This window comes from Nocardiopsis deserti (assembly GCF_008638355.1).
GTDB classification, from domain to species: Bacteria; Actinomycetota; Actinomycetes; order Streptosporangiales; family Streptosporangiaceae; genus Nocardiopsis; species Nocardiopsis alborubida.
The window spans coordinates 37,959-49,470 of sequence record NZ_VWVS01000027.1 but is presented as its reverse complement, the minus strand read 5'-3'; the positions used below and the strand labels follow the sequence as shown (position 1 = coordinate 49,470).

Genomic DNA, 11,512 nt, shown 5'->3' with positions numbered 1-11,512 from the left:
AATTCGTGCATCTGATGCGAGCGCGGTTATCCGTTGAAGCGCTCGGCCAGTTCCACGGTCCAGGTGCCGCCTGAGGTCCGGGTCATGATCACCAGGTACTCGCCCAAGTCCTTGGGGTCGGCCTCGCCTTCGGGGTCGGCCTCCAGGCTCATCAGGAAGTGGATGCTGCTGGGGTCGTAGGCGCGCACCTGGTCCACGTCGGCCTGCCCGGTCCAGGTGTCCACGCTCGTGTCCTGGCCGAGCACGCGCCAGACACCTTCGGCGATGCCGTCGGCGGTGGTGAGGGTGACGGCCTGGGTGTCGGTGGCGTGGTCGCCGAGTCGCTCGCTGTGGGCCTCGAAGTCGTCGCGGGTGAAGTCGATCGTGGCGACCTGGCCGAGAAAGTCCTCCGCGGCCTGCCCGGCTTCGGCGAACTCCGCGCGGGAGTGGGGGAACCAGTCGTCCACCTCGTCCACGGTGCTGCGGTCGGGGGCCGCGGGGGTGGCCGTGGGCTCGGGGGAGGGCTCGGCCGACGGGGCGGCGGCGGGCTCCTCCTCGGTGAACTGGTCGCGGATGAGGGTGAACCCACCGATGACGACCAGCACCACGACGGCGCCGATGATGAGGGCGCGCGCCAGGCGCTGGGGCAGGGGCTGGTCCTTGGTCTCGGGGTCGAACACGGGGGTCTCCTCCAGGGGTGAAACTTGGCGGCGGCTACGCACGGTGTGCGGGCCGTTGGCTACTGTGGGGCACCATGAACGGTTCCCTGGTGCGGCTGGTGCCGCTGGCGGTCCTGCTGGGTGTGGCCGGCTGCGGCGCCGAGTCCGACGCGCCGCCCCCTGCGGCCGAACAGACGGCCCCGCCGACGCCGACGGCGACCGCGCAGGTCCGGATGGTCTACACCGGTGTGACGGACGGGCGGCTGCTCGGCCTGGACTATGAGGTCACGGCCGAACTCGGCGAGCCGATCAGCGGCGCGGGCTGTGAGCTGGCGGCCCCGGCCGGGACGGTCACGGTTCCGGTGACGGTGCGCCTGGTCAACACCCACGATCCCGACGCCGCGGCGGCCGCCGACGGCGGGGAGCCGGTGCGCTGGTCCACGCCCCGGTACCTGACCGCCGAGCCGGTGGGCGCGGACGGTCCGCTGCGGTGGGCTCCGGAGCGGGCCGGGCACCCGTGCACCGACCAGCCCGACCTGGCCTCGTTCGTGTCCCTGGGATGGGAGCACCGCGAACAGGCCACGTTCACCGGCTACCTGACCGGTGTTCCCGAGTCGGACCGCGACGGGGTCGGGGTCCGACTGGAGTTCGTGCGGGAGCTGTGGGAGGTCCACCAGGGCGAGCCTGAGCCGCTGACCGTGACCTACTGACCACCGGCGCCCACCGCCTCCTGTGCGGCCTCTGGGGCGGCCTCGGTGGCGTCGGGGCGCTGGCGGGTGGGGTTGGTGTCCAGCCACGCCAGTAGCTCCTGCGAGACCAGGTCCACGGCGATGCGGGCGGTACGCCCGTCCAGGTCGCGGAACAGGCACTGGCCGTTGCCGAGCGTGCGCAGCGCCGCCCGGTGCTCGGCGCTGTTGTCGATGCCCAGCAACGCCATGACGTCGGTGACCTCCCGGTCCTCGGTGGATCGGAAGGTGAAGACGCTGGACAGGCAGTTGGTCACCTGCTCGTTGAGCATGTCGCCGGCGTTCTGCGACACCAGGATCAGCGCGGTGTTGCGGGAGCGTCCCATCCGGGAGACCTCCGGGACCAGCTTGGCGCCCTCGGGGGTGGAGGTGACGGCCCACGCCTCGTCCAGGAAGATCGCCTTGGGCAGGCGCCGGTCCAGGCCGTTCATCAGACGACGGGCGAACTGGGACACCAGGTACAGCAGCGCGACGGACAGGCGCTGTTCATAGCTGTACTCGTCGCGGTGGGTGGACGCCTCGGGCAGGGACAGACCGGCCAGGGTGAACACCGTGGTCCACCCTTCGGTGTCGATCTGGGCGTCTCCCTGCGGGTCGAAACACAAGCTGGCCAGGCTCATTTCCGACATGGAGGCCAACACCGCGCCGAGGTTGCGCGAGGCGGCGTCCTCCTGGGCCTGGAGGTGCTCGACCACCCGGGCCAGGGAGGGGCGGGGCTCGTTGGCGACGGCGGCCACGGCCTGGATCATGGCGGACTCGCGCTCTTCGCTCATGCGGGGCAGCAGAAGGCGCAGGGTCTCGGTGGCCATGGTCTTCTTGGCGGCCAGGTCGTCGCCGAACGCGAAGGGGTCCAACAGGCCGGGCTGGGCGGAGGCCAGGGACATGGTGCGGGCCTTGCGGCCGCGGCGCTGGAGCAACTCCACCAGGGATTCGGCGTCGCCCTTGGGATCGATGGCGGCGATGGTGACGCCGCGCAGGGCCAACTGGTAGATGAGCAGCAGCGCCAGGGTGGTCTTGCCGCCGCCCGGCTCGCCCGTGACGGCGATGGCGGTGGGCCGGTTGCGGGCCGCGGCCACCAGCGGATCGAAATGCACCACGGAGCGGGCGCGGCCGACGGTCTCGCCGATGTAGGGGCCGGTCCAGCCGTTGCCCGCGCCGTCGGCCTCGTCCCCCACGGCCACGGTCGCGGTGGGCATGCCTCCGGCGATGGTGCGCAGCGGCTGGCGCTGGGCGTAGGCGGACAGGCGCAGGTGGTCGCCGGGCAGGGACTCGTTGAGCAGCGAGAACTGGTCACCCGTGCTGTGGGCGATGTCGATACCGATGTCTCGATAGTGCTCGATGACGGCCTCAACCCGCTGGGTCAGGACGTGGGGGTCGCCGGCCGAGACGCGCAGCCGGTGCCAGCCGTAGACGAAGGGCAGACGTTCCTTGGTGATGCCGTGCTCCAGCATGCGGGCGGCGTCGATCTGCTCGGCCAGGGCGATGGGCGCCTCTACCCCGGCCTCGGCGATGTGGGCGTCCATGTCGCGGGCGTGGGCGAGCTTGCGGCCCACGTCCCTGCTGGCCTTGGCGGGGGAGACCAGGCGCATGCGGGCCGAGACCTCGACGGGGAACGGGAGGGTGTCGGCGTAGTACATCCACGGTTCGCCGTCGGGGAAGGCCATGAGGTCGGGGAACCGGGCGAAGCTCAGGTAGGCCACGTAGCTGGTGGACGTGGGCTGTTGCAGGCGCAGCATGGACCGGCCGTTGACGATGATGCCCTCGGCCAGACGCTCGATCTCTCCGCGCCCCCACGCGCTGCGCTCGGTGGCGGAGGGCTGCCACGTCTCGTCCACGCCCTTGGTGGTGTGCTCCATCAGCCACGCGAGTTCGTCGGCGGTGGCGTGGCGGGCGTACAGGGCGCTGGCCGACAGGGCGCGGCCGAGCCGCTCGGCCTGGTCGGTCCACCGGTCGATCTCCTCGGCGTCCACCTCGTGGTCCTCCAGCCCCATCGCCTGTTCGGCGCGCAGGTAGAGGTCCTTGAAGTAGCCGAGCACGTCGCCGCCGGCCGAGCGGGCGCCGCGGGAGCCGAGCCGCACGCCGAGATAGACCTCCTTGGTCCAAAAGTCCTTGGCCCACACGTGCCGGTACATCTCGTCCAGGTACTCCGACCAGCCGGGCCCGGCGCTGACGCGCTGGTCCAGGGCGTTGGCCCACTCGGCGGCCGGGTAGGGGCGGTGGGCGACGCGGAGGTGAACCTCGGCGTCCTCCATGCGGATGGCGGCCAGGGCAATGGTGATGTTGGTGGCCAGAACCTCGCGGTCCTCGGGCGTGGTGAACTCATACGCCGCGGTGGGCAGGCGGAAGTACGCCCACGCCTCGGCGTCGTTGAACAGCACGCGGTCATCGAAGTAGCAGACCGCGAGTTGGGCGCTCGACTTCTTCACGGGGTCTCTCCTGAGTCAGGCGGCGGCCGGGGCGGTGGGCGACGCCTGCGGCTCGGGGGCGGGCTGGGCGGTGATGGCGTGCGGCAGGGGCATCGTGGGTAGGTGGCGCCGGGGCCGGGCCGCAACGTGGCGCCGGTCCGGGGCCTGGGGGCGGTGCCACACGGTGGCCGACACGCGCAGGTGCGCGGGCTCGTACTCGGGGCGCAGGCGCACGTACACGCGGGCCTCGCGCAGATACCGGACCTGGCTGTGCGCGAGTTCGCCGAGCCGCTTGGACTCGGCCACGGGCCGGGTCGCGGCGACGGCGACCAGGCCGGGCGGCAGAACCCACAACACCAGGTGCCAGCCGTTGCCGAACTCGAACGGCACCCGCAACAGCATCAACAGCACGCACCACACGAACAGGGACGCCAGGGCGATCCCGGCGGTGTTGACCGGCACCGGGGCGGGCAAGCGGAAGTCGTAGAGCTTGTACAGGCGCTTTTCGATGCGCCAGATGTTGGTATAGGTGGGCAGGTCCACGCGGCGCCTCCTCGCGTCGTCGGGGCCCGTGCGGGCCCGGGGAGGGTCAGGACTGGTCGGCGCCGACCGGGGCGGCGCCCTGGATGTCGCGCACGTACCAGGCGCCGGCCGACTCGACCATGGTCAGCGCGTAGCGCTGGGTGAGGGTGTCGACCTCGGTCCCCTCGGCGAGCTGCCAGGTCACGGTGGCCTGCACCTGGTGCGACTCTCCAGTCTGGCCGGGGGGCACGACCAGGGCGTCCAGGCTCGCGAACTCGAACACGCCGGCGGGCAGGGCCGCGATGTGGGCGCCGGGCTCGGCGTAGCGCTCCAGGTGCTCGGGGGTCTCGGCGTAGGCGGCCAGGAACCCCGACACGACCGGTTCCATGGCCTCGGCGGTCTGGCTGTCGGTGTCGGGGGCGCTCTGCTCGGGCAGGACGGCCTGGGCCGGAGCGGGCAGGAGTGCGGGCGGTCCGGCCACGACCAGGGCGGCGGCCCCGTCGGCGTAGACGGGGACCTGGAGGTGCATCGGCTCGCCGTTGACCTGGGCGGAGAGGGTGACCAGACCGTGCTGGTCGTCGGTGGCCTCCACGTCCACGATGCGCACGCGGGTGCCGGTGAAGCCCTCGGGGAGGGTGAACTCCGCGGCGGAGTCCTCGGGGACGAAGTCGGCCAGGACGGCGCCCTGCTCCTCCTCGGCGTCGGCGTCGGGGGCGGCGGGCTGGAGGTAGACCTCGGCGAAGCTGGCGGCGAACGCCGCGGCGGCGTCGGCGGGGAAGTCCGGGACCTGCTCGGCGGTCGTCTCCTCCTGGGCGGCCGGGGCGGCGTCGGCGGTCCACACCCGGTACTGGTTCATCCCCGCGTTGACGATGACCAGACCGATGAACGTCCAGATGACCCCGCGACCGAGGTAGACACGCCAGCGGCCCCCGCTGCCCCGGCGGCCGGTCCGGGGCTCGGGGGCCTCACCAGTAGAGCGCTTGGGGGACATCAATCCTCCGGTTTGTGTGGGATGAGGGGGTCACGGGACACGGCAGGCTGCACACGGATTGTAGAGGTCAGGACCCTCATTAGGGCAGTGAGTTCCACGCCGAAGGGCCCGGCCGAAACCGGCCGGGCCCTTGGGATCTTGCGTCGTCCGTCAGGCGCGCGTGCGCCGGGGAACCTCGGGAGTGGCGGGGTACCCGCTGTCCTCGCCGCGCCATTGGCGCATCAGGCCACAGAGGAACTCCTCGACGGTCTGGCTGCCGTCGGGCTCGTACTCCTCCCACTGCTCCCACACGTGGGAGGCGAACGCCTCCGCCGAGTGCGGCGGGACGTAGCGCTCGGCCCATGTCCGGATGTCATGCTCCTCCGGGCCGTCAGCCTCCTCCCCGGACACGGCCGGGTCGTCCCAACCCGGGAACGGTGTGGTGGTGTCGGTACTCATCGGTTCAGCTCTCCTTGGCGGTGGTGATCAGGGCGGCGCGGACCAGGCGGGTCACGGTGGCCTGGTACGCGGGATCGGCGTACTGGGACAGGATCAGGGCGGCGGCCGCGGCGCAGGCGTCGACGTCTTCGCGGCGGGCGGCCAGGATCTGGGTCGGCTCCTCGCGGTCGTCGGTGGCCACCCACTGCATGACGCGGGTCAGCCCGTCGCCGTCCAGGGCGGCCGCGTACAGCAGAGCGGCCAGGACGCCGTGGGCGGCGCGGCCCGTGGGGGTGTTCGGGTTGGCGGGGGTGGCGGCGGTCAGGACGGCGGCCCGGGTGCGGGCCTCCTCCAGCGTCGGCGCCGTCGGGGTCGGGCTCTCGGTCTCGGTCACGGTGTGCTCTTCCTGCGGGTCGTCTGGGCGGGCGGCCGCCGCACGCCCGGGGGCGGGTGCGCGGCGACCGGGGTTCAGGCTCTCGGTCACGGACTCGCCTGGTCCTTGCGCATGACCAGGTAGGACCCGACCAGATCACCGGACGGGCGCACCCGGTACCCGGCGCCGGTGAGGATCTGGTGGGCACGGGGGCCGGCCTCGGTCAGGTCGGGGTCGGTGGAGACCTCCACCGCCTGGGCGCGGGGCGCCGGGATGTAGGGCACGACCTGGATCACGGCGTTACCGAGCGGCTCCAGCAGAGCGGTGACGACGTCCACCAGGCGCCGCCACTCGTCGGTGACGTAAGGCGGGCGCAGAGCCCGGTCCGCGGCCAGGGCCGCGCGCAGCTCCTCGGGCACCGACACCGGGGCCAGGGCGCGGGCCAGGTCCTCGATGGACACCAGCGGCCCGCCGCCGGTGGGGGCGCCGTCACCGCGCACCACGTACGCCTCCCACGACTGGTCCCATTCCACGGTCAGGGCGGTGCCGGGGATCGGGTGCACGCGCGGCTCGGGGCGGGCGCCGGTGTCGACGCGGCGAACATCTCGGGGACGTCGGGGCTTCACTGCCCACCTCCGGTGACGTGTCCGATGTGGGCCAGACGGCTGGTGAGCACGTCTATGGCCTCCTGGATGTCCTCGACCGCGCGCCCCTCCAGGCGGTGCAGCGGGTCGGTACCGGTGACCAGCACCGTGCTGCACAGGCCGCCCTGGGCCTGGTAGGGCTCGGCGACGTAGCCAAGCGGGGCCAGGGCGCCGAGCATGATGGGTCCAGCCGGGTCGAACCGACCGTAACCGCGCACGATGAACCCGGCGCGGGTGGCCCTGGTCTCGATCACCCGGTTCTCACTCCAGCGGGCGGCCAGGGCCTCGCCACACACCTGCACGATCTCGGTGTGGTCGGCCTCGGTCAGCGGGAGCTGGCGGGCCCGGCGGGCGGGCGGCGCGTCGGCGCCGCTACGGCGGGTGAACATCTTCATGAAGTGGCTCCGGCGTGGCTCAGGGCGTGGGTGATGATCTCGCGGACGGCCCGGTGGTGCTCGGGCCGGTCGGTGTCGTGTGCGGCCAGATCGGCGGCCACCAGGCGCCCGGGGCGGGTCCCGCGGGCGCCGACCTTGTGGGCTCCGAGAATCCGGCGCGGCGCGGCCAGGTCGGCGGAGTTGTGGAGCCAGTGCTCCACGTGGGCGTCGCCACCGCCGATGTGGACGGCGGCCGTCCACAGGGCGGCCAGGACGCGCGCGGCCTCCACCTGGGCGAGGGTAGCGCCGGGCTCGACGGCCTGAGCGAACAGGTGCGACAGGGCGCGGTGGGCGCGAGGTGCGGCGGGTATAGGGGTGTCGTCCTGGGGCATCATGGGTGTGGCTCCTCTTGTTCCTCGTCAGGGCTGGGGAGTCCCAGGGCCGCCCGATCTTTGCCGGTGGGGCGGCCCTCGGCCTGCCTGCGGTCTCAGCCGCCGTCGGTGCTGCGGTCCAGGGTGTGCCCGTTGGGGCACACCAGGCGCGTGATGTGCAGCTGCTGGAACGGGGCGCGCTCCTCCAGGTGGACGGTCCCGGCGGTGAACAGCTCCCCGCAGTCGTCGCCGTCCGGGATGAGGCGCTGGCAGAACGTCCCGTCCTCGGCCAGTCCGGCCAGCCGAGCGGGCGACAGCTCGCGGCGATGGTGGCTGTGCGGGCGGTGGACACCGGCCGCAGGGGTGATCCGGGGCCGGGCGGGCACCGCCGTGCCGCGCACCTGCCCGACGGCGCCGGGGCGGTACTGGGCGGCGCGAGCGGCCTCGTCGTCGGCGGCCTGGGCCGCGCGGATGGCCTCCATCACGTCTCGGTTCGGTCCGCTGAACGCCCGGGGGTGCATGGCGGACAGGGCGCGCAGGTCGCCCATGTGGGTGCCGTCGCGCAGGGCCTCGGCGCGCTCAGCGCGCTCCTGCCTGCGGCGCGCGGGGGTGGTGATCCCGAGTCGGCCCAACAGGTCCGTGATGCTGCTCATGCGTGCTCTCCGTTCACGTTCGTGTTCGTAGTGGTGGCGGGTTCGGCGGCGGTGAGGGCCTGCCCCACCAGGGCGGCGATGCGGTCCCGGTCGGGGTGACGGTCGTAGGCGGCCAGGGCCTGGGCGTGGTCGTAGGCGTCCGGGGTGCCCTGCATGCCGAGCCGCTGCCGTGCGGGCTCGGGGTCGGCCAGACCGGCGCGCACTTCCTCGGCTAGTACCGGCCGTCCGGCCGTGCGGGCGGCGGCGTCCAGGGCCTCGATCACCCGCGCGGCCAGAGCCGCGTGGGGCTCGTGTTCGCGGGCGCGGCGGCGCAGGTCGATCTCCGCCCGTGCCGGAGCAACCCCCGGGGTGGGTGTGGAGGCGGCTGGGAGGCGGCGACCGTGCCACCACGCAGCCACGGCCGCGAGTGCGACGACGGACAGGCCAGGGGCGATGATCAGCAGCAGTGTTGTCACCACTCCGCCACCTCCTCCACCGCGGCGAACGCCTCAGCGCTGATGAGACGGTGGTGGCGGGCTCGGGCGCCCACCCGCCACAGCCAGGCGTCACGCTCATAAGTGACCTTGACCTGGGTACCGTGGGCCTGGGCCTGGTGCTCGGCGTCAGGGCTGGGGAACAGGGCGGCCACGGCCTGCGCGGCACGCTCGTCCAGGCACGGCAGGTTGTAGGTACGTACGTCCCGCTCCCTGGGGCTGCTGGCCAACTGCACCCGGGCGCCGGGCCAGTTGGCGCGGGCGGCCGTCAACGCCTGGGCCGGGCTGTCAGCCTTGATGGCGTCGTCGGCGGTCTCCCCGTCCGGCCAGGTCAGCACCACCGCGTGCTCCGGGCGCGGGTCGTTGACGTAGCTGTAGTAGGTGTTGCCCCACTTGTCGTATCCGCAGGTGTCGCACACGGCGACGGCGTTGGGGACGTAGGTGGCGCAGCCGGTGCACCGCCACGTCTTGGTGGTGGGGGCGTGCTGCGGGGCCGTCCAGACGGTACGAACCTCGCGGGCGGGGCCGGGCTCCGGCGCGGAGGGCGAGCCGGTCGGGTGCTGCTTCGGGCTTTCTCCTCGGTGGTGGGTCATCTTCTCCTCTTCTTCCTGTGCGAGTTGTGGGGCGGGCGCCCCTGGGGGCCGGTGAGGTCTAGGACTGGTCCTGAGCGGCGGGCGGGTCCCACTGGTCGATGCCGGCCGACACCACGGCCGTGATGTCGGCGCGGGTGCCCTCGGGCAGGGCGGCGGTGTCGGCCAGGACCTGGTGGGCAGCTTCGGCGGCATCCCGGGGGGCGGCGGCGAGCCCGTCACCGGCTCCCGCGAACATGGGGTCCTCGACCCACGCGCGCAGGTCGGCGCCGGTGGCCTGGCCGTAGCGGGCGGCCAGCAGCAGCGCGCCGAGCACGTCGGCGGCGGTGCGCGCCAGGAACGGCGAGATCGTTCGGTCGGCGGTGGCGGTCTCGATGTAGCGGGCGGCGCGGGCGGTGTGCGCGGGCAGGGTGGGGGCGGTGGGCAACGACTCCTCGGCCACGCCGTGCCGCTCCCGTAGGCGCTCGAACCGGGTCGCGGCCGCGCCTTGGCGGGAGTATCCGCGCAGGTCGGCGATTTCCTGCCACGTGGCGTCAGCCGCGCGCAGGTGGGCGGCCACGACCAGTTCGGCGTACTCGGCGCCGTCGACGGCGGCACCGGCCAGGGCCATGGCGGCGTCCATCTGCAAGCGGGTGACCGGGCGCACCGGCCGGCTGCCGAGTTCGGCGGCGCGCAGGTCCGCGGCGAGGAACACCAGGGCGGCGGCGGCCAGCATCTCGGATGTCTCCCCGGCCCGGTCGCGTAGGTCGGGGTAACGCTCGATGAGGATGCTCTCGGCGTCGGCGGTACTCAGGTGCGATCTCATCGGTGGTCCTCGTCGTGGTCGGGGTCCGGCAGGGTGCCGCACCCGGGGTCATAGGGGCCGGTGGTGAAGAAGTAGGCGGTGCCGGGCCGTCCGCACTGGTAGCGCTCGAAGGGGTGCCGGTCGAAGAAGGCGTACGTGCGCTCTGCGGCCTGCATGTGGGTCTCGCACAGCGGGGAGGTGTGCAGCGGGGCGGGCTGCCACGCCACGTGCCAGCGGGCCGGGGCTCCGCACGGGGTGCCGCACCCGATGTCGTGCCACAGGCAGTGCTGCGCCCCGGCGGGCGCCAGGGGCCCGGTGGGGAAGGGGTTGAAGCTCACGGCGGGTCCTTCTCTGGGTGGCGGGACCGCCCCGCAGGACGGGCGGGGCGGCCCGGGGTCGGGCTACTCCAGCAGGTCGCGGGGGCACGCGAACGGGTTGTCCTCGTCCTCCTCGCGGGCTTCGTCCTCGGGGCCCTTCTCGCAGTGGGCGCACACCCGGTGGTCGGGGTGGTCGTAGTGGGAGCGGTCGGCGTCCGCGTGGCCCTTGACGACCAGGTCGCCGAACCATCCGAGCTGTTCAGGGTCGGCCTTGACCTCGTAGGTCTTGCCGTCGGGGCCGGTCAGGGCGATGGTCGTCTTGGGGCCGTCGTCCATGGGGTACTCGGTGAACATGGCGGCCAACAGCTCGGCCACGTCCTCGGCGGTGGTGTACGGGGCGCCGCTGGTGGTCTCTACGGTGTTCTCCTGGGACATCTGGTCCACGGTGTGCTCCTGTTCGTGTCGGGTGGTGGGGCCGCCGCGTGGCGGAACGGCGGCCCCGGGGCAGGTGGTCTAGTTGCCGACGGCGATGGTCAGGCGGGCCCCGGCCTGGGTGCGGACGATGGCCTCGGCCTTCCAGTAGACGGGGGCGATGGCCTCCACCGCCAGGGCGTGACCGGCGGCGTCCAGGGCGCGCAGGACCTGGAGCAGGGCCGCGAACTCGTCGTCCCTGGGGTCGATGTCGTCGGCGACCTCGGCCAGGGTCAGGGGGCGCGCGGGGTCGGGGGCCTGGTCGCTGTCGGGGGTGCGGGGGTAGTGGTGGTACTCCTCCCCGATGGTGGCGACGGTCAGGACGTGGTCGTAGCCGTCGCTCCAGCGGCCTCCGGCCTCCACGGCGCCCTCGTTCCGGGCCAGGGCGGCGGTGACGCCCACGGGGGTGCCCGCCCGGCCCATGGCGGCCAGGGCGGCGCCGAGCACCTCCATGGCGGCCGGGTAGTCCACGGCCTCGGCCGCCAGCTCCTCGCGGATGTCGTCCACGGACAGGTACGGGTCCTGCCCGGCTCCTACGCGGCGGTACTGGCCCATGACGCCCTCCTGTAGTTCCTCGTTCTGAGTAACTCTGATGTGTTCATCATACCGAGAAACTACCGTGCGAGTACCCATTTCGAGGAACTTTCTTCAACTTCCTCGTACTGAGTAGTAGCACATAAGGCCAGTTATGGACGGAACGACATTTTGTCGTAGCTATGCGAGGAACAGGGTTTCGTCGCCTT

17 protein-coding genes are annotated in these 11,512 nt (G+C 72.8%); 1 reads left to right on the top strand and 16 read right to left on the bottom strand.

Annotation, left to right across the window (positions count from 1 at the left end):
- Positions 1 to 26 precede the first annotated feature (26 nt).
- Complete coding sequence (locus tag FYW99_RS29095; RefSeq protein WP_150255309.1) at positions 27 to 659, bottom strand: hypothetical protein; 633 nt, start codon at positions 657 to 659, stop codon at positions 27 to 29.
- 74 nt (positions 660 to 733) lie between these two features.
- Here FYW99_RS29095 and FYW99_RS29090 point away from each other — a divergent pair, with 74 nt between their 5' ends.
- Positions 734 to 1,348, top strand: coding sequence for a hypothetical protein (locus FYW99_RS29090; RefSeq protein WP_150255306.1), 615 nt, complete (start codon positions 734 to 736; stop codon positions 1,346 to 1,348).
- Here FYW99_RS29090 and FYW99_RS29085 read toward each other — a convergent pair.
- From FYW99_RS29085 to FYW99_RS29020, 15 genes are all read right to left on the bottom strand, one after another.
- Positions 1,342 to 3,810: an ATP-binding protein gene (locus tag FYW99_RS29085; RefSeq protein WP_150255304.1), complete on the bottom strand. Its 2,469-nt coding sequence runs from the start codon at positions 3,808 to 3,810 to the stop codon at positions 1,342 to 1,344. The genes FYW99_RS29090 and FYW99_RS29085 overlap by 7 nt on opposite strands.
- A 15-nt stretch (positions 3,811 to 3,825) precedes the next feature.
- Positions 3,826 to 4,332 (bottom strand): conjugal transfer protein, encoded by a 507-nt coding sequence (locus FYW99_RS29080; RefSeq protein WP_150255301.1) that lies wholly within the window; start codon positions 4,330 to 4,332, stop codon positions 3,826 to 3,828.
- Between the two features lie 46 nt (positions 4,333 to 4,378).
- On the bottom strand, positions 4,379 to 5,302 hold the full coding sequence (locus tag FYW99_RS29075) for a conjugal transfer protein (protein ID WP_150255299.1): 924 nt from the start codon (positions 5,300 to 5,302) through the stop codon (positions 4,379 to 4,381).
- Between the two features lie 150 nt (positions 5,303 to 5,452).
- On the bottom strand, positions 5,453 to 5,740 hold the full coding sequence (locus tag FYW99_RS32020; protein ID WP_190394855.1) for a hypothetical protein: 288 nt from the start codon (positions 5,738 to 5,740) through the stop codon (positions 5,453 to 5,455).
- A gap of 4 nt (positions 5,741 to 5,744) precedes the next feature.
- Entirely contained in the window at positions 5,745 to 6,203 is a 459-nt protein-coding gene (locus FYW99_RS29070; protein ID WP_150255297.1) for a hypothetical protein, read from the bottom strand.
- Complete coding sequence (locus FYW99_RS29065; protein WP_150255295.1) at positions 6,200 to 6,718, bottom strand: hypothetical protein; 519 nt, start codon at positions 6,716 to 6,718, stop codon at positions 6,200 to 6,202. Before FYW99_RS29065 ends, FYW99_RS29070 begins: the two co-directional genes overlap by 4 nt.
- Positions 6,715 to 7,131: a hypothetical protein gene (locus FYW99_RS29060; RefSeq protein WP_150255293.1), complete on the bottom strand. Its 417-nt coding sequence runs from the start codon at positions 7,129 to 7,131 to the stop codon at positions 6,715 to 6,717. The genes FYW99_RS29065 and FYW99_RS29060 overlap by 4 nt, the downstream gene beginning before the upstream one ends.
- Complete coding sequence (locus FYW99_RS29055; protein ID WP_150255291.1) at positions 7,128 to 7,505, bottom strand: hypothetical protein; 378 nt, start codon at positions 7,503 to 7,505, stop codon at positions 7,128 to 7,130. Before FYW99_RS29055 ends, FYW99_RS29060 begins: the two co-directional genes overlap by 4 nt.
- A gap of 92 nt (positions 7,506 to 7,597) precedes the next feature.
- A complete protein-coding gene (locus FYW99_RS29050; protein WP_150255289.1) occupies positions 7,598 to 8,134 on the bottom strand; it encodes a hypothetical protein in 537 nt (178 codons plus the stop codon).
- On the bottom strand, positions 8,131 to 8,592 hold the full coding sequence (locus FYW99_RS29045) for a hypothetical protein (protein ID WP_150255287.1): 462 nt from the start codon (positions 8,590 to 8,592) through the stop codon (positions 8,131 to 8,133). The genes FYW99_RS29050 and FYW99_RS29045 overlap by 4 nt, the downstream gene beginning before the upstream one ends.
- Positions 8,586 to 9,200: a hypothetical protein gene (locus FYW99_RS29040; RefSeq protein WP_150255285.1), complete on the bottom strand. Its 615-nt coding sequence runs from the start codon at positions 9,198 to 9,200 to the stop codon at positions 8,586 to 8,588. Before FYW99_RS29040 ends, FYW99_RS29045 begins: the two co-directional genes overlap by 7 nt.
- 58 nt (positions 9,201 to 9,258) lie before the next feature.
- Positions 9,259 to 10,002, bottom strand: coding sequence for a hypothetical protein (locus tag FYW99_RS32895; protein WP_150255283.1), 744 nt, complete (start codon positions 10,000 to 10,002; stop codon positions 9,259 to 9,261).
- Entirely contained in the window at positions 9,999 to 10,319 is a 321-nt protein-coding gene (locus tag FYW99_RS29030) for a hypothetical protein (RefSeq protein ID WP_150255281.1), read from the bottom strand. Before FYW99_RS29030 ends, FYW99_RS32895 begins: the two co-directional genes overlap by 4 nt.
- 63 nt (positions 10,320 to 10,382) lie before the next feature.
- Positions 10,383 to 10,742 (bottom strand): hypothetical protein, encoded by a 360-nt coding sequence (locus tag FYW99_RS29025; RefSeq protein ID WP_150255279.1) that lies wholly within the window; start codon positions 10,740 to 10,742, stop codon positions 10,383 to 10,385.
- 69 nt (positions 10,743 to 10,811) lie between these two features.
- Complete coding sequence (locus tag FYW99_RS29020) at positions 10,812 to 11,324, bottom strand: hypothetical protein (RefSeq protein ID WP_150255277.1); 513 nt, start codon at positions 11,322 to 11,324, stop codon at positions 10,812 to 10,814.
- Positions 11,325 to 11,512 lie beyond the last annotated feature (188 nt).

Bases quoted from the DNA above. Each gene is read 5' to 3' on its own strand.
- FYW99_RS29055 (WP_150255291.1), bottom strand. From the start codon at position 7,505: ATGATGCCCCAGGACGACACCCCTATACCCGCCGCACCTCGCGCCCAC.
- FYW99_RS29090 (WP_150255306.1), top strand. From the start codon at position 734: ATGAACGGTTCCCTGGTGCGGCTGGTGCCGCTGGCGGTCCTGCTGGGT.
- FYW99_RS29020 (WP_150255277.1), bottom strand. From the start codon at position 11,324: ATGGGCCAGTACCGCCGCGTAGGAGCCGGGCAGGACCCGTACCTGTCC.
- FYW99_RS29060 (WP_150255293.1), bottom strand. From the start codon at position 7,131: ATGAAGATGTTCACCCGCCGTAGCGGCGCCGACGCGCCGCCCGCCCGC.
- FYW99_RS29075 (WP_150255299.1), bottom strand. From the start codon at position 5,302: ATGTCCCCCAAGCGCTCTACTGGTGAGGCCCCCGAGCCCCGGACCGGC.
- FYW99_RS32895 (WP_150255283.1), bottom strand. From the start codon at position 10,002: ATGAGATCGCACCTGAGTACCGCCGACGCCGAGAGCATCCTCATCGAG.
- FYW99_RS32020 (WP_190394855.1), bottom strand. From the start codon at position 5,740: ATGAGTACCGACACCACCACACCGTTCCCGGGTTGGGACGACCCGGCC.
- FYW99_RS29050 (WP_150255289.1), bottom strand. From the start codon at position 8,134: ATGAGCAGCATCACGGACCTGTTGGGCCGACTCGGGATCACCACCCCC.
- FYW99_RS29040 (WP_150255285.1), bottom strand. From the start codon at position 9,200: ATGACCCACCACCGAGGAGAAAGCCCGAAGCAGCACCCGACCGGCTCG.